19 protein-coding genes are annotated in these 15544 nt (G+C 61.0%); all 19 read right to left on the reverse strand.

Annotated elements, in window-relative coordinates; translation table 11 throughout:
* Positions 1–2: 2 nt before the first annotated feature.
* Positions 3–515, reverse strand: coding sequence for a hypothetical protein (locus KF821_09015; GenBank protein ID MBX3005947.1), 513 nt, complete (start codon positions 513–515; stop codon positions 3–5).
* Positions 516–524: 9 nt separating this feature from the next.
* Positions 525–1304, reverse strand: a complete 780-nt coding sequence (locus tag KF821_09020) for a hypothetical protein (protein ID MBX3005948.1) — start codon at positions 1302–1304, stop codon at positions 525–527.
* Entirely contained in the window at positions 1301–1519 is a 219-nt protein-coding gene (locus KF821_09025) for a hypothetical protein (protein ID MBX3005949.1), read from the reverse strand. Before KF821_09025 ends, KF821_09020 begins: the two co-directional genes overlap by 4 nt.
* A complete protein-coding gene (locus tag KF821_09030) occupies positions 1516–1983 on the reverse strand; it encodes a hypothetical protein (protein MBX3005950.1) in 468 nt (155 codons plus the stop codon). The genes KF821_09025 and KF821_09030 overlap by 4 nt, the downstream gene beginning before the upstream one ends.
* Entirely contained in the window at positions 1980–2579 is a 600-nt protein-coding gene (locus KF821_09035; protein ID MBX3005951.1) for a hypothetical protein, read from the reverse strand. The genes KF821_09030 and KF821_09035 overlap by 4 nt, the downstream gene beginning before the upstream one ends.
* Before the next feature lie 14 nt (positions 2580–2593).
* Positions 2594–3049 carry a hypothetical protein gene (locus tag KF821_09040; protein MBX3005952.1) on the reverse strand — a complete coding sequence of 152 codons (456 nt, stop codon included), beginning with the start codon at positions 3047–3049 and terminating at the stop codon, positions 2594–2596.
* Positions 3050–3110: 61 nt separating this feature from the next.
* Positions 3111–5243, reverse strand: coding sequence for a hypothetical protein (locus KF821_09045; GenBank protein MBX3005953.1), 2133 nt, complete (start codon positions 5241–5243; stop codon positions 3111–3113).
* A gap of 175 nt (positions 5244–5418) precedes the next feature.
* Entirely contained in the window at positions 5419–5880 is a 462-nt protein-coding gene (locus tag KF821_09050; GenBank protein ID MBX3005954.1) for a hypothetical protein, read from the reverse strand.
* The gene (locus KF821_09055; protein MBX3005955.1) at positions 5877–6719 is read right to left on the reverse strand and encodes a hypothetical protein; all 843 of its coding nucleotides are present in this window, start codon (positions 6717–6719) and stop codon (positions 5877–5879) included. Before KF821_09055 ends, KF821_09050 begins: the two co-directional genes overlap by 4 nt.
* Entirely contained in the window at positions 6709–6921 is a 213-nt protein-coding gene (locus tag KF821_09060; protein ID MBX3005956.1) for a hypothetical protein, read from the reverse strand. The genes KF821_09055 and KF821_09060 overlap by 11 nt, the downstream gene beginning before the upstream one ends.
* The gene (locus KF821_09065) at positions 6914–8413 is read right to left on the reverse strand and encodes a phage portal protein (GenBank protein ID MBX3005957.1); all 1500 of its coding nucleotides are present in this window, start codon (positions 8411–8413) and stop codon (positions 6914–6916) included. Before KF821_09065 ends, KF821_09060 begins: the two co-directional genes overlap by 8 nt.
* An 8-nt stretch (positions 8414–8421) precedes the next feature.
* Complete coding sequence (gene terL, locus KF821_09070) at positions 8422–9981, reverse strand: phage terminase large subunit (protein MBX3005958.1); 1560 nt, start codon at positions 9979–9981, stop codon at positions 8422–8424.
* Positions 9950–10660 carry a hypothetical protein gene (locus KF821_09075; GenBank protein ID MBX3005959.1) on the reverse strand — a complete coding sequence of 237 codons (711 nt, stop codon included), beginning with the start codon at positions 10658–10660 and terminating at the stop codon, positions 9950–9952. Before KF821_09075 ends, terL begins: the two co-directional genes overlap by 32 nt.
* Positions 10661–11286: 626 nt before the next feature.
* On the reverse strand, positions 11287–11988 hold the full coding sequence (locus KF821_09080; protein ID MBX3005960.1) for a hypothetical protein: 702 nt from the start codon (positions 11986–11988) through the stop codon (positions 11287–11289).
* Entirely contained in the window at positions 11985–13691 is a 1707-nt protein-coding gene (locus tag KF821_09085) for a ParB/RepB/Spo0J family partition protein (GenBank protein MBX3005961.1), read from the reverse strand. The genes KF821_09080 and KF821_09085 overlap by 4 nt, the downstream gene beginning before the upstream one ends.
* 34 nt (positions 13692–13725) lie before the next feature.
* Complete coding sequence (locus KF821_09090; GenBank protein MBX3005962.1) at positions 13726–14289, reverse strand: hypothetical protein; 564 nt, start codon at positions 14287–14289, stop codon at positions 13726–13728.
* A 209-nt stretch (positions 14290–14498) separates the two neighbouring features.
* A complete protein-coding gene (locus tag KF821_09095) occupies positions 14499–14774 on the reverse strand; it encodes a hypothetical protein (protein MBX3005963.1) in 276 nt (91 codons plus the stop codon).
* On the reverse strand, positions 14771–15160 hold the full coding sequence (locus tag KF821_09100; GenBank protein ID MBX3005964.1) for a hypothetical protein: 390 nt from the start codon (positions 15158–15160) through the stop codon (positions 14771–14773). The genes KF821_09095 and KF821_09100 overlap by 4 nt, the downstream gene beginning before the upstream one ends.
* A complete protein-coding gene (locus tag KF821_09105) occupies positions 15160–15525 on the reverse strand; it encodes a hypothetical protein (GenBank protein MBX3005965.1) in 366 nt (121 codons plus the stop codon). Before KF821_09105 ends, KF821_09100 begins: the two co-directional genes overlap by 1 nt.
* Positions 15526–15544 lie beyond the last annotated feature (19 nt).

Here is a 15544-nt window from a genome sequence, read left to right on the forward strand (position 1 = left end):
GCTTACGCCACCACGATGGCCGCAGTGCCCCAGGTGGGAGCCTTGCTGCCCGGCACCAGGCGCAGGCTGGCGGTGTAGGTCATGTTGCTCACGTCGGGCACAAATGAGCCGACGGCGACGCCATCCTCAGCGCTGGGACTGACGATCCCGAAGACCGGATCGCCTGTCTCCCAGTCGTGCCTAATGCCGATATAAACAGCAAACATCAAAGGCACCGTCTTGCCATTGAGCGGCACCAAAATAGTGTATGACCCGCTCAATGCCGGACGAGCTCCGGAAGCTGAAGCTGCCACAGCGGGGTCTGTACTTAATGGGCCGCCGATCTCCAGCGGCACATCACCATGACCTGCCAGCCAACCTTTTAGGGCATCTTGCAAGGCCGACACATCAACCCACTCGTGCGTGATACCCACTCCACTAATCGTGTTGACGGGCAGATCGCGCATCACGCCGCCGATATCCTCAAGCTGAAACTTGAAATTCTTTCCTACTGTACGACCGGTGTTCGGTGACATACTTTCTCCTTACTGCCCGAATGAGCGGACAAACCCAAGAACAAAATCAACATAGGTAGCTTGCGTGCCTGCGCCCAGCTGCCAGCGCGTATACGCCTCCACCGTGGCGCCACGCGCCAAGGGCACAATGCCTGAGGCACCCGGGCCAACCACGCCCGAGCTGACCAGGTCCACAAAGCTGCCGTCCACGTTGGTGGCGGCATCCTGCACCGTGAGCTCTACATCGTCATCGGCAGCCAGCACCTGGTAAACCATGAAGCCGCCGTGTGCCGTGGCTATGCCAGTGAAGGGGTTGAGGATGCCCTGAGCAGCGTTGATGCCCGTGATCACGCCCTTGGCCTTGAGCAGCACACCCCAGGGGATGGCATACAAGCCGCGCAGATCGGCCTGGGCCGAGTGTGAGAAATCCATTTGCGCCGAGAGCGTCTGGCCGGTCTGGCCCGGGTCCGTGAGATACGAGCCCTGGGCAAATTGCCCGGTGTAGATCGGGTCTCCGGGCACAGGGGCGGAGCCCCCTCGGCCGATGGCCACCATCACCGTGCGCATCTGGCCCTCGGCATCCTTGAAGTTCTCGTGCGGGCCAATGCTGGCCGTGTTGTCGAAGGCAGCATTCAGCTGGCCAAGGCCGAGCGTCACCTGGTCAGGCAGGTAGCCATACAGCTCCTGGGCTAAGGCCTCATCCTTGGCCCATTCGTAGGTCCAATCCAATGGGCCAATGCTGCGGCTGTAGCCACTCATGTCCAGCCCCTCAACAAAGACGCGAGTCGCCTTGGATACAGATCGGCTCACTTGGCCTCCTTGTGTTTCTTGCTCTCGGCCTTCTCGGTTTTGGGTGCCGGCTCCGGATCAGCTACGCTCGGCTCAGCAGACTGGACACGCACCGCCTGGCCGCCGGCCACAAGCTCATCGAGCTGCTCTGCCGGCAACTGCAGGTGAGCACCCGGATAGATTACGCTGCCATCTGGCATAGGGATGGGCCGAATGGCCCGCACGTAGTCGTTCAATTGATCAGCTCCGTAACTCGCGCAGCGAGGTCAAAGCCCCAGCACATGGTGCCGTTAGGGGCGGGCACATCGCCGAATTCGCCAATGGAGGCAATTTGCAGATCCACCGCTTCGCCGCCAGTAAATGCGATGGAATCGTTTTCCGCGAAGAAGATGTACAAGACCGATACCGCCTTCAGCAAGGCATCGAACACACCGCCCAAGCCGGCCGAGCTGGCCAGCGAGTGCATATAGCGGAAGTTGAGGTCGTAGGTAACCGTCATCTGCGCCACGCCGCCGCTACCATAGCTGTCACGCTCGATGCGGATGTTGGTGATGAAGTGCGGTGCCGGCTGCAGCAAGGGCAGCTGCGTATGCAGCGGTGCATCGACCATGTCGGCCGGGCCCTTCAGGGTGATGCCGGTCAGCGTCTTGGCGGCGATGCCCGCGGCGACTTCGGCGGGATGGATGGTGGCCGTGGTCACAGCATCCTCCGGTAGCGGCGGATGATCTGGGCGGCTTGCTTGGGCACGCCAGTAGGCTCGATCACAATGCCAAACGGCGTGACCGAGGCCTGACCTTCAGCGCCCTGGCCGCTGCGGCGGCTCTCCATCGTGCGCACGATCTCCATGCAAGCCAGCTTGATGTCCTGGGGCGCTTCAGCAAAGCGCCCCCAGCTGCCCTCGATGCGGATGACGCCCCGGCGATCGCCGTACGCATCCGCCGACCAGCGCACGCCGCGGCGCACACGCACACCGCGCTTGGCGGCGGCGTTGAGCGGCAAGAGCTGGTAGTTCTCCACAGGGATCACGACGCCATCGCCATTGGTGAGCGAGGTGATGGCCAGACAGTCGCCGCCGAAACGCAGCTCATCGTCCTCCGGCACGTCGTACCAGCGCACCTCGCTGACCGCGAAGAAGGTGCAGCCGGCCTCCTGGTCGATGTAGCGGCTGGCCGCTTCGATGAGCTGCGCCAGCACAGCCTCGCCAGCCCCCGCCGGGGCAACACGGTAGGCCTGGAACTCGGCCAGGGTGCAGTACCCGTTGGTGATGCTGGGGGGCGTGGGCGTTTCTTCGGACATGGCTCAGGCTTCGCTTACGCAGCGGGCGGGGTTTCCGTGGGCTCGCCTTCGGCGGACGCCGCCGTTTCTGCAGAAACGCCAGCTTCGAGGGAGAGGATTTCCTTGACCATGGCCTTCTTGTTCATCGAAGCCCACCAATTCGGGTCCTTGCCCAAGCCAGCCAGGATGGCGCGCAGCTCATCGTTGTTCTTCTTCAGTAGCTGGTGCTCGCGCGACGGCGCACCTGCCGCACTCACGCCACCTTCGGGAGGCTCGCTCGCATAGGGCTCGCCATCCACCTGCAGACCTTCGCCCGATACCAGGCGATAGGTCGCATCTTCGCGGCTGGGCTTGGCCTTGCCGATCTCGATCAGGTATTCGGCGGCCTCGGGGTCGCATTCGAGTACACTGCCCGGCTCCACATAGTTCTCGCCGGTCAGCGCACCGCGGTAGCCCTCGATGATTTCTACAACTGTGATTTCCTGTGACATACAGTTCTCCTTCGGCAGAAGGAGGGCTGGCCTTGACCAGCCCTCCTTTGCAAGACGTGGGCTAGACGGTGATGTTGTAGCTAATGGCCGAGGCCTCGGTGTCACGGTAGACCAAGCCGAAGCGAGCCAGTGCCACCAACTCCCAAGCATCGGCGCGGGCAATGCGCTCCACTTCCATGGTCATGAGGCGCTTCATGCCTAACAGCCACTGATCCCAGCGCACGGCCAGGATGGCGCCCTTGGTGTTGTTGGCCGGAGTGGTCAGATCCACCTTGCCGGCAGCGTTCGCCTTCAGGCCGTAGGTGGCGTCCTGGTTGGCACGGTGCATGTTGCCAGAGACAAAGATCCCGGTACCCCACAAACCGGTCAACTGGCCGTTTTCCACAGTGGGCGCAGAACGCTTGTCCAAGGTGAGCACCTCATTGAGCTGCAGCGAGGCATAGTGGGTAGCGGCGTCGATGATGAATGCGACCTTGCTCTTGTCGAGCGCATTGCGGCCACCCAAGCCCATCAGCTGCAGGGTCTTGAGGTAGTCATCTACCCCCAGCGCACCGCCATCGCGGCTATTGGCCGTATTGGTGACCAGCGCCAACTTGCGGAAGCCATCCAACAACAGATAGGCTTCACTGCCAGCAGGAGTGCCGCCGATGGTGTTGATGTTGGTCGTAGCGCCCGTGGCCACATCGCCATCAATGGCCACATGCTCCATCACTTCAGCGCCCTCTTTCGCCAGGTCAGCCTGCAAAGTTTCGATGAAAGGGATGAGAGAATCTTCGGTCAGTTCGCCAGTGAAGAGGACGCGGGCACCAATCTTGCCGGCCTTCAGCTCACGGTTGCCGGTGCCCATCTTGGAGGCGGGCACGGTGGGGGTGGCCTGGGTCAGCGCACCGCTGTCCGTGGCGCTGGCTTGGGCGACCTTATAGAAGGTCGCAGAGCCGGCGTCGTAAGGGATAGTGATGCTCTCGACACCTTGCGGAATTTCAACGGTAGGGATTTTTTCCAGCAGCTTGGCGCCCAGGCGGATCTTCTCCCAGAGGGCCGCACTACTGGTCTCGCCAACCCACTCGGCACCGTAGTTGGCCAAGGTGGATTGGTTGAGCTCATTGGCCTTGAGCGGCATGCCTGCGGCTTTCATCGCCGCCAGCGAGCGCGCATAGCGACGATCCTTGTCGCGCGAGCCTTCGTCCAGCAGTTTGTTGGCCAATGCTTTCACCGCCTGCTCACTGGCGCCCTTGCCGCCCTTCTCGGAATTGAGCGTTTCCACCAGCAGCGCGTGGGCGCCGGGGTCCAGGTTGGCGAATTTGGAACCTTCGGCGAACTTCAGCAGGTCAGGCGTATCGCCATCGAAGAGGCGGCTCTTCTTGGCCTCCGCCTTCCTGGCCGCCTCGAGGGCGTCCTTGTTCTCTTCTTCCCACTTGGTCTGAGCAGCCTTCACGGCTTCAGCCTTGGCATCCTCGATCTCTTTCTCGCGGTCGGCCTTGGCCTTGGCCTCGGTCTCGATGCGCTCGCGCTCTTCTTTGGCAGCATCAGCGCGCACTTGCGCCAGCTGCGCTTCGGTGTATTCCATGCTCGTTGCTCCTTGTGATTTGGTAGGTTGGGTTTTGCTTGCCCCCGCACCGCTGCGCCCGGGCTTCGCCTGGGCCTCCGCAGCCTCCGATTTGGGGAAATCAGGCAGGGCGATGCCCGCCTGCTTGTAAATAGCTTTCATCACGGGGATGGCCACGGCGTACGGATTGGCCGGAGCCTGGCCAAGGGAAAGATCGAGCAGACTGATCTCCACCACCGGCCACTCTTCGATGTGGCCGGTATCCTCGTCTATCCGCACCAAGTGAGGCGCAGAACCAGAAGAGGCACGGAGCAGACCTTGTTTGGCCATCTCATAAAGGTGGCGCGCAAGCTCCAAGGCCTCATCCAGCAAGATCTCAAACCAGACGCCATCCTCACGTTGCTCAACTTTTGTTGTTTTGCCCAGGTACTGAGGGATATCGGCTTGCCAGCCATCGGAGTCGTTGCCGTGGTAGTACACCGCTGGCGGCGTCGGGAACAGATCTAGGTGCAGGTCAGTGTGCTCATCAAAGTATTCGCGGTAGGCATCACGACCACCAAATGGCCCGCCAAAAGGAATACCAAGCACCTCGAGCGTCATGCCCTTGAGGGCCTTGACCTTAGATTGACCTTTCACCCTGTATTCCATCCCGTCTCCTGGGCAGAAACAAAAAAAAGCGCCCGCCACCGGAACTCGAAAGTTCCAGTGGCGGGCGCTCATCTTCCGCCGCGCTCCCTCAACTACGGGAGCAAGCTCATTTGTGGTGCTGGCAGATTTCTTGCCAACTTTGCGTAGCTTACTACAAACCCGCCGCGAATGTCAATCACTTGAAGCCCAACTGCTTCAAAGTGCGCTCGATCCACGCCGAATAAATTCGCTGCGCCTGCTCTTTCTTCTCCATCGCCACGTCGTACAGTTTGCGCCAGCCCAGGGCGGCCATGCGACGCGCTTGCTTCTGGCCGCCCAGATGCGGCCCATAGCTGGTGGTGTTGACGATCTCCGTGCGGTAGCCGCGTGCGCTGGTGCGGTAGCTGCTGCCGTAGCGCTCAGAGCGCATGTCGTTCTTGCCCTGGGCATATTGCATGCCCACGCCGCGCTTGTAATAGGGCGGTGGCGCTTCGTTGGCGGCCGTGCTGGGCGGGTACTCACGCAGGCCTTCGGTGTCCAGCACTACGTCGCCAAATTCTTTGCCGGCCAGCTCAGCGGCACGCCCAAGTGCTTGTGGCATCTTGAGCAGCATAAGACCCGCCTCCTTGGTATCCACGGTTACTTTGAGCTCGGTCATGCCTTGCCTCCCAGGATGCGCGTGCGCACCCGGGTCCAGCAGGCACAGCGCGGATGGGTGTCACGCGAACTCATATAGCGCTTGCCCGTCGAGCGGTGGATGAAGGGTTCGCCTGGCTTGCGGCTGACGCCATCCAGCCCCATGCACATGGGGCAGACCGTATCCGAGCGATTGGTGAACCAGGTCTCCTCCACCAGCACATCCGGCACTTCGCTGGCCAGCTGTTCCCCGGCCAGGCGATTGATCTCGCCATAGGTCTGCGTGATCTCGGTGCGGGCAATATCCAGCGCCCGCTGCGGGCCGAAGGGCAACATGCTCACCAGGTCTCGCAGGGTCATGCCCGGAATCTCGAAGTAGGTGGCCACCGCTTGCTGCACGGCCCGCAAAGTAGTGCTGTTGATGCCCTGGATCATGACGCCGATGTGCTCCCGGACGTAGGCGGTGCTCAACGCCTGGTACAAGGCCAGATCCAAGCCAATAGAGGCCTGCTCAGCAAACAGAGTTACGGCATCGTCACCCGCTTCGCTGAGCGCCATCAGGATGGCGGCTTCAGCAGCCTCATCATCCAAGTTGAGCTGCGAGATGGCCAGCACCAGCTCGGCCGGTAGCTCGGGCATCGCCTTGGTCGGCGGCCGCAAGTCCTCCGCCCACGCAGACACCAATGCCTGCTGCGAGCGAAAGAGCTGGCGCACCGGCTTGGCCACCCGGTCTTCGAAGAGCTCCTTCTGTTGCCGGTGGGGCTCCTTCGGATCGCGGCGCTCGTAAGCCTTATCCAGCCGCACGCCCTTGGCGGCCAGCTGATCGGCGGCCCGATCGATCAGGGCATAGTTAGCGAGCATTGGTTTGTTTGCCCTGCGCCAACCCACTCTTGCGCAGGCGATCAGGGTGATAGCTGATCGCTGCCTCAACATTCTGCAGCGCCTGCACGCGGTGCTTGCCGCGGCCGACACACTCCGGATACTCCGTGCACAGCGCCACAAATCCGCCGCTCTTCGGATCCGGCCGGATGATGATTTCGACTTGCTTGAGATCGTCAGACATTTTCACGCACCTCATCAATCAAAGACTGCAACTTTTGTTTCAGGCTCCACTCGCCGCCCAGCAACTGGGCCTTGAGCGCAGTCTGCTCATCCTCTCCCAGGTGCTCGAAGCGAAAATCGGCCACTTTCTCCGGCTTGCCCTCTTGGAGACGCTTCATGGCATAGCGTTTGAACTGCTCACGCTCGCGCTCGGCCTCCGGCGAGCTGGCGGCCACTTTGCCGGCCGCTAATGGGGCCGGGGAGGCCTCCTGCGCGCCAAGGCTTTCCATACTCCCATCGCGCACCAGGCGCTCGCCCAGGCCACCAGGCAGCGGGTCTTCGCCGTAGAACTTTTTGTTGACCTGGTCGATGGTGTGGGTACGCTCGTAGGCCTGCTGCTCCCGGAGCTTCTGTTCGCCATCCCGCGGGCGCACGTCTTCAAAGGCTCCTATTAGATTATTCCCATAGGCAGGCAGGATGTGGGCCGTAATCTTTTCTGCCAGCGAAACATGGCGCGGCCACACACTAGCCTCATAGAACGCATCTCGCCCGGATTTGGAATTAGCCTCAGTGGAGTTAACTGCCAACCAGCTATAGAGACCTGGTGCCAGCCACTCGTAGATTTCTTCTTTGTTCGCTGTGCGCCCAGCAAGAAACTCCATGTCTTTGCGGCTCATGGCCGTGCTAACCCAATTGACCCCTTGCCCTGTGTTGCGCAATAGCAGGATACGCCCGCTTTTGTCGTGATTCTTGACGTCTCTTTCGATTTCGACCCATTGATCGTCTGGGACTTGATCGGCAAACGTCAGCACCCCCGGCATCTTGCCACCCTGGTCGCGGAAATAGCTGGTGTTATGCCGTTGCATGGCCATATCACCCTCAGCTATCGTCGCTAACTGCGAAATGCGTGAGAGCCCGGAATAAGTGCTTAGCGGGTGAAACTCACGCGAGCACAAAATCTCCCACGGCTCCAAGAATGTTGGGGGGAGCCCACCCCCGGGCTCATATTTGTAAGAGGCTATGCCTAGGCGACCATCAGGTATGGGTAGAATTTTATGACTTGGGATAATCCACATCTCTGAAGGAGGTACAGTTTCACTAGGCCGCTTGAGCCAAGCGTATCCGCTGCCTGTTAAATACTCAAACGAAAAAAAGGCTCGCCAAAACTCGATACCCGTCCAAAACGGATTTGGGCTGCGATGCAAAAGCTCATAGGGGTGGTTTGGAAGGTCGCGCCTCTCCTCCCCATCCATTGCGTACACGTTAAACGTACCAGCTGCCGCCAACTGGGCCACAACAGAAATTGCGGTACTCACCCAGGCCAGACGCTGGTATAAGTCCTGCTGGTTGTACGTCACTGCCAGGTTGGCACCGGAGCCATAGCGGTCCTCGCCGGACAACAAACTCACCGCCCGCGGCGCCTGCGCCTTGGCGGCCGCGCCGCCTTGGATGCCATCCATGACGCCGCCAATAAAATCGCCGACCCCTTTGCCTGCTCGCCGCATCACTCCCATAGCTCTCCTTATGCAAAGCCCAGGAGGGCTCTGCCGCGCACACGGTGGCGCTGGTCATATTCGCGCTGCAGCTGCATGGCGCCGGTGACAGAGTCGATCTCATCGTCGTGCTCACCTTGGCGGGGGAACACATTGCCGGCCGAGACGAAATCACGGTTCCACGCGCCGCGCACCAGCACCACGCGCCCCATGTCATTCAAGTTCTGCAACGGCAGCGCACGCTCTTGCTTGCTGCCCTCGGGCTTCACCGGGTAGAAGCTGCGGCGGCCGGCCAGCTCACGCTGCATGTCCTGCACCGCGGCCAGCTGGAAGCTGACATGCTCCATGCCCCAGATCTCAGCGGGGTCTACTTCGGCCGAGAGCTGCACCAGGTTACGCCGGCTCTCTGGCCAGGCGGTGCGCCAGCGGCGCACGTCGCGGATGTAGAGCACGCCGTTGGCGTCAAACGCCAGCGAGGCGCCGCAGGTGTAGTCAGCCCGGGCGCTCTCAGAAGTGGCCAAGTCCCAATGGCGGAACCACTGCAGCCCACTGGGCACCTCGGAAGGCTCGACGATCCTCCACTCTCTGGCAAAGAAGCCGCCGGTGCGCGGCCGCGGCATCTGCATGTGCAGCGCTTCCCAGTCATACGCCGCCATGTTGGCCTTGGCACGCAAGCGGTCTTCTCGCGGGAACATGCCCGGCCACAAGGCCTCGCCGGGCTGACGGCCGAGCGGGTCTTTGATGTTCAGCCACAACCCTTCGGAGAGGGCAGCGCGTTGATCGTCTTCGTTCTTGGCTAACTGGCTGGGCTCGGCGGCCAGCGCCGGCAGGCTCAGCACACGGTACTTGTCAGCCTCCGGGTTGAAAGCCATCTCTTTGAGCAGGTGGCCGGCCAGGTCGTCCGGATGCCAGCGCGTCATCAGCAGCACGATGGCGGCGCCCTGGCGCAAACGCTGCACCAACACACCGCTCCACCAGTCCAGCACCTTACGACGCGCCGCCGGGCTTTCCGCTTCAGAGCGATCTTTAAACGGGTCGTCGATGACGGCCAGGTGGGCACCTTTGCCGGTGAGCGGTCCGCCGACGCCGGCAGCGGTCAGGCCGCCGCGATGCGGTGCGCCCAAATCCCAGCCGCCCACGCGGCCCTGCTCGCTATCCAACCCTACGGGCAGATCCACACTGGAGCGCTCACCAAACACATTGGCATAGCGCGCATCTCGAATATAGGCACGCACGCCGGCGCTGTTGGTGAAGGCCAGCTCAGAACCGTAGCTGGCGATGATGACGCGGTCATCCGGGTTGCGGCCAAGGAACCAGGCGGGGAAGATCTTGGAGGCTTTCTCCGACTTGCCGTTTTGCGGCGGCATGTTGATGATCAGGCGCCCATTGCCTTGGCGGCCACGCGTGCGCACGTAGCGCTCAATATCTTCCAGCTCTTTGTCGATGAGGCGGTGGAAGGGCTGCGTGCTGTACCACGGCGAGATATATTCCCCGAAGGCGGTGAGGCTTCGCCGCGCCAGCTCACGCCGGGCGACTTCGCGCTTGGCCGCCTCTGGGCTAAGCGCTTGGCTCGTCGGCTGGGCCAGCATCCGTATCCTTACGCATCAGTGGCGCGAAATCACCGCCCGCTAACTGCAACAACTCTTCGTCACTAAGGTCTTCCGTATCGCGGTTGGTCTTGAAGTCGCCCTTAAGCATCATGGCCTTGAGCTGGGTAATAGGAACGAAGTCCCCCGTCATCTCAGCCATCAGCTTGCGGTCATTGTGATTTCGGTAACTTGGAGTGAGCGCACTCTGAATCAAGGCGGCAAACATATCCCCGCGCCACCGAAAGAGTTCAGCCGTCTGAACCGTACCCACCATCCTATCGATAGACGGATTTTTTTTACGCCAGGTGCTGATGACCCGGTCACTGCTTAGACCCAATACCTTGGTTGCCAGTTCTTCCTGGGTTGCCGGCCACCGGCTGTTAATAGGGCTGGCCATCCAGGCTATGTACGCCGCCTGGCGCCATGGCCACCCCTTTGTCAGGAGATTTAAAAACGGGTCCAGCCACTGCGGCAACACTTCCTGCTCACTGTCTTTTTCAGTGGCTAGCTTTATTTTCGGCGCCGACCCCGTCTTTATCATGTGCAGCAATGCCGCCCGCGCCACGTCAGAAATTCTTGCAGCCTCCGCAGGGTCTACGCACTCCGCATCTACCAGAGCGTCAAACGCCTCGCCTAGGCCCAGTTGCTGGTATTCCAGATTAGGTTTTGTGAACGGCACACTGCCTCCATCTTTTTGAGGCCGAGCGCAGCTCGGCCCGCGTTGGCGCTTTTGCCCAACGCAAAAAGCGCCCGCCACCGGAACTCAAAAAGTTCCAGTGGCGGGCGCTCATCTTCCGCCGTGCCCCCTCAACTACGGGAGCAAGCTCAGTTGTGGCGCAACTTTAGCACGAAGCCAGCGCTGGTGTCAAATCAAGACCAATACTGCCTGGCATCTGCCTCCGTTGTTGGCCAACCACAGCCGCGGCAAATCCCGCGGTCCCAATCCGTTACCCCGCAGGAGGGGCATGGCACAACGTCGCTGAATGAAGGTTCGAATGTAGGCACTATCTCAGCGCTGTCCATCCCAACCACACCTTCGCCACCACAAGGCTCACACGCATCAACTACCACTTGCTCAGCCTCTTTCAGCCCCTTGACACGGCCAATCTCTCGCCCTCTCTCGAAGCCAGAGTGATAGGCTTGCTTCGTTGCGTCTTCGAGGGCAGAGCGAACAGTCTACGGCTTAGACCCATCACTCACCGCCCTCATCCCGGCCAATCAGCACCAGCGAGACCACTAGTAGCCCGTACAGGATGGGCGGGAACCAGGCCACCCATGCCGGCGTGACGTACTCAGAGCTAGCCATTATTTACCGCCTTTGGACTGGGCTTTCAACTCTGCGGGGTAGGTGGAGCCGATAGCCACAAGATATTTTGTGCAGTTTTCATACTCTTCGCCGTCCTCCAGCTTTTCATCGCCCAACGCATGCTTGGTAACTTCAAAAATCAGGCCGACCAACGGAGTGCCGTTGCCAGCTGGGTAGATTGAGCCTGCGATGGCCGTCAGCGCGCCGCGCATCTGTTGCTTCTCGAAGCGGGCGGCGGCGAGGGCGCGCAGCAGCCGCATCACATTGCCCTGTGTCAGCGTCTCTGGCGCGCCTTCCCGTAATTGGTGCGCGAAGTTTATTTCCTCAAGCTCGAGGAGGCCTCTTTCCTCATCCGTCAGGGACAGAGCAGGCTCTTCGAGCACTTCTGGCTCCCGGCTCTCAGCCGCCACCTCTTGCTGCCCGAAACTGGCCCGAACAACCTGCCATTCCCCCAGCACATCAGGCAGACTTGGCATGAAGAGAGCCTCGAACGATAGCGCAAGAACCAACAAATAATCGACAAGCCCTTGAACCTCGCTTTCCCAAAAAAAGGCGAACTCGCTTCCGGGGTTTGCCCTAGAAGCCAGCTTATCCAGCTTCTCTAGCAACAGGCCGTCTCCCCGCCCCCAACCCAGACACTCTACAGTCCTGGCCACCAGATCTGCAGACACGCAGACAATGCGCTCATCAAACAGGCTCACTTCTTGCCTCCCTTGGCCTTGCCGCCGGCCGCCGCCTTCTTGGCGGCAGGTCTGCCGGGGGCCTTCGCAGGCCCGGCTTGCTTCGCTGCGGCAGGCTTCGTGCTCGGCTTCGCCGAGCTGGCCGCCTTCTTCAGCGCCGCCCGGGCGGCCGTTTCTGCAGAAACGAGCGCCTTCTGCGTACGCTCGGCATCCGCCATGACCGCCGCCGGCAGCTTGAAGCCCCAGGCCTTGGCTTCGGCGTCCAGGTACTTGGCCAGCTTCACCAGCGACACGCCGTTTTGGGCAAAACCAGCGGCATCAGTAGCCCCAAAGCTATGGTATAGCTTGTAGCGCGGAGAGAACACCATACTCAAGGCCACTTCGCGCTGAAGCAACGCCACATCCTTCTTGCTTGCGCTCCCGTCGAATGCTGCCACGCCCGTCCAAGCCTCAACAGCTCCGAATTCCCTGTGCAATTTCAGCAGTAAACCAGGGAGCGCGATACCAATCTGCTTAGCAAAAACATCTGCATGGCGCAGAACGTAGTCGGCGATGGCATCCTTACGCTTCTCCAGGAGATCCCGCTCTAGCCTTGCCTCGCGCATCTGCTGCTCAGACGGCCCCTTTTTCTTGTCATCGCTCGCCTTGGCCTTTACCAAAACCACTGGCACAACCCCGCCAGGCAGGCCAGCGTAATCGCGTATCCTTTCGTCACCCGCCACCCGCAAGCGCATGAGTTTGTTCTTTTTGGCCTTTTCGACACCTGACCAACTCCAACTGGACACTAGCTCAACCACTTTGCCATCTGTTGCGGCGTTGTGAGCTGCTAAGCCGGTGCTTTGAACCGCCCACTCCAACATGCTCTGTTGCCAGGCCGTCTGCTTACGGGCATGGCAGGCGGCAATGCCACAGAAGTGTTCACCATCCAGCTCAGCATGGAAAGGGCAGGCTGAGCAGGCCGGCGGGGCATTCAGGTGCTCCGCATGTAGCTGGTCGGCAGCTACTTCGGGCAGAGCCGGGAAGTTCTCCGGCTTGGTATCGATGCTCCAATCACGTGGAAAATCAAAATTAACCACACCCTCCTCATCTTCTAATATAGACCGTGCAGCGCTTGATAGATCGTTGTCGTGCCATTCTGCGGCCTCCTCTATCACCTTATCAAGGTCCTCCCTCAAACCGGGCGCCACGCGCTGCACCTGCAACAGCGTGCGCGCATCCACCTCGCTCAGCTCGCCGTCTACCAGCTTGGCCTTCATAGCCTCCGGCAGCTCCAACAGGCGCACCTTGCCGCGCACTGTCGATTCGTTGTAGCCGAACAGCTCGCCGGCCTCCTTGCTGGTCGCCTCGAACTGCTCCATGTAGGTCTTCAACGCCTCGGCCAGCTCAATCGCATTCAGGTTCTTGCGCTTGACGTTCTCCGCCACACCCAGCTCAAACATCTGGCGCTCATCCAGGCCGCCCACAATCGTCAGCGGCATGCTGGCGTACTGCCCAGCATCCGGCTCGCCGCTGGCTGCCAGCAGCCGGAAGGCCGCCAAACGCGTGTGGCCAAACACCAGCTCGTAGCCGCCGTCTACCTGGCGGGCGCTGGGCTTCTCCAGCAGGCCGCTCTTGCGGATGCTGGCAGCGATCTCCGCCACGGTCTCCGCATCCTCAACCTTGCGCATCTGGTACGGGTTGGGGTGGATCTGCTCCAAAGGCACATTCAAAATTTGCTCGCTCATTTTGGTCTCCAAAATTGAAGGTAGTTTTCTGTTGCTATTTGCCGGCGCGCTCTTTGTAGCCGCGCACCCACGCTTCGAATGACTTAATCTTCAGCTCAAGCGTCTTGCCGCGCCCTCGCTTGACGATCTTGCCGGCATACACTGCGCTCATTACTGGCCCAATCTCAATACCCTCGCGCCGTGCAGCCTCATCCACCGGCACCCAGGAGCCGGGCCATTCTCGCACCGATTCCTCCGCGGCCCGCGAGAACGCACTGACCGCCTCGCCCACGGTCATATCCGGGGAAAGCAGCTCTTCCGCAGGCGGCTGCACGGGCACCCGAATGCCTACCACCTGGGCAATCGCATCTACTGCCGCCGCAGTCATGGCCTCGCCGATTGCCGCCGCATTGATCTCAATCATTGGCGGATGGTTCATACTAGCCAGCTCCAACGCATCTTCCAGCAGACGCTCAATCCCCTTGTAGTAATCCAGTGTCGCCTGTGCGATCACAACCGCCTTTTCAGACTTGCCCGGCCGCGCCATTGCTTCCTGGCGGTCATTTTGCAGCGCTAGGTGCTTGCCGCGGATTTTCTCTACCTGTGCTTCATTACTCATCCCAAACCTCCGTATTTTTTGACTAACTGTTTTGGCATATGGCCAATGTGCCAGCCGCCACAAAACTTGCATTTGTAAGCATTCAAATGCGCTCTACCCGTTCGCATTCGAATCCCTACCTTTGCCTGTTGCGCAGCACCCTGCGAGGAATAGCGGACCTTCCTGTCACAAGAGCGCCGGCGCAGCCTTCGCTTGCTAGACATCGGGGCCTATCTCTGCGCCCCGCGCTTGGCCATCAACTCGCGCATACCATCCGCCGCCGCATGCCAGCTACGCTTGCGGTCGCAGTGGCTGCAGCGCACTTGGGCCACGCCCATCGCCTCTACTAGGGCATCATCCTCGGCATCCTGCAGCACCGCGTCGCTCACATCGCCGGGCAGCGCCAGGCGCAGAATGCGCAAACGGCGCACCTTGGCCGGCGTCTGCGCCACCACGCCCAGCACGCAGCCGCACTCACACTTCCACCGCCGCTTCTCTTGGCTCATTTGCCCTCCAACATCCAAAACAGGTCTTCACGGTCCATTTGCGTCCACGCCGGCTCACCGTTCACCAGCTCCACCAGCGCAAAGCTCTCCGCCAGGCTGGCGTCATCGCCGCCCTGGCGCCGGTCGGTGTAGTGCTCCACCCACACAACATCCGCAGGCAGGCTCAACACCATGCTCAGCTCGTGCATCAGCTGCTCGATCACATTCGTCACGCTGGCGCCGGTGTTCTCTGGCAGCTCGGTCAGCACCACCACCGTCTGGCCAGCCGCCGCCGCAAACAAGCGCACCAGGTAGCAGCCCCACGTGTTGCCGATCCAATAGGTCATGCAGGAACGCAGCGCCGGGTGGCTATCCAGCCGCGGGTCATAGGTCATGTCAATCTCCATCACAGCCTCCACAGCAGCAGCAGGGTGTGCATCTCTTGCCCATTGCGGCGATCGATCCACTGCCAGGCCTGCAACTCAGTCACGGCAGGCAGCTGCTCCAGGTAGCGCTCCGCGGCCACCGGGTGGCCAAGCCGCACGATGCGCAAGTTGCACACGCCGCCCGGATACACCTTGTTCTGCACAATGTGCTCGCCCTGGCCGCACACCACGCCAGCGAGCGCCGCGCTGGCCACATACTCAAGACGGAATACACCCGCACCGGGCCGTGGCGAGCAGACCTCGCCGTAGATCTCTTCTTCAAGATCCCACGTGGCCTCCAGCATCAACTCCCAGGCGGCCACTTCGGAGATTCGCTCGCCGTCCATCAGCGGCCTCACTTCCACC

Source organism: Anaerolineales bacterium (assembly GCA_019637755.1).
Classification (GTDB): domain Bacteria; phylum Chloroflexota; class Anaerolineae; order Anaerolineales; family UBA11579; genus JAMCZK01.

What these genes read in the sequence shown, in the direction of transcription:
- KF821_09105 (MBX3005965.1), bottom strand. Translation starts at nt 15,525, where the DNA reads ATGGACGGCGAGCGAATCTCCGAAGTGGCCGCCTGGGAGTTGATGCTG.
- KF821_09090 (MBX3005962.1), bottom strand. Translation starts at nt 14,289, where the DNA reads ATGAGTAATGAAGCACAGGTAGAGAAAATCCGCGGCAAGCACCTAGCG.
- KF821_09050 (MBX3005954.1), bottom strand. Translation starts at nt 5,880, where the DNA reads ATGACCGAGCTCAAAGTAACCGTGGATACCAAGGAGGCGGGTCTTATG.
- KF821_09045 (MBX3005953.1), bottom strand. Translation starts at nt 5,243, where the DNA reads ATGGAATACAGGGTGAAAGGTCAATCTAAGGTCAAGGCCCTCAAGGGC.
- KF821_09100 (MBX3005964.1), bottom strand. Translation starts at nt 15,160, where the DNA reads ATGGAGATTGACATGACCTATGACCCGCGGCTGGATAGCCACCCGGCG.
- KF821_09040 (MBX3005952.1), bottom strand. Translation starts at nt 3,049, where the DNA reads ATGTCACAGGAAATCACAGTTGTAGAAATCATCGAGGGCTACCGCGGT.
- KF821_09035 (MBX3005951.1), bottom strand. Translation starts at nt 2,579, where the DNA reads ATGTCCGAAGAAACGCCCACGCCCCCCAGCATCACCAACGGGTACTGC.
- KF821_09065 (MBX3005957.1), bottom strand. Translation starts at nt 8,413, where the DNA reads ATGGGAGTGATGCGGCGAGCAGGCAAAGGGGTCGGCGATTTTATTGGC.
- KF821_09015 (MBX3005947.1), bottom strand. Translation starts at nt 515, where the DNA reads ATGTCACCGAACACCGGTCGTACAGTAGGAAAGAATTTCAAGTTTCAG.
- KF821_09060 (MBX3005956.1), bottom strand. Translation starts at nt 6,921, where the DNA reads ATGTCTGACGATCTCAAGCAAGTCGAAATCATCATCCGGCCGGATCCG.
- terL (MBX3005958.1), bottom strand. Translation starts at nt 9,981, where the DNA reads ATGCTGGCCCAGCCGACGAGCCAAGCGCTTAGCCCAGAGGCGGCCAAG.
- KF821_09095 (MBX3005963.1), bottom strand. Translation starts at nt 14,774, where the DNA reads ATGAGCCAAGAGAAGCGGCGGTGGAAGTGTGAGTGCGGCTGCGTGCTG.
- KF821_09085 (MBX3005961.1), bottom strand. Translation starts at nt 13,691, where the DNA reads ATGAGCGAGCAAATTTTGAATGTGCCTTTGGAGCAGATCCACCCCAAC.
- KF821_09055 (MBX3005955.1), bottom strand. Translation starts at nt 6,719, where the DNA reads ATGCTCGCTAACTATGCCCTGATCGATCGGGCCGCCGATCAGCTGGCC.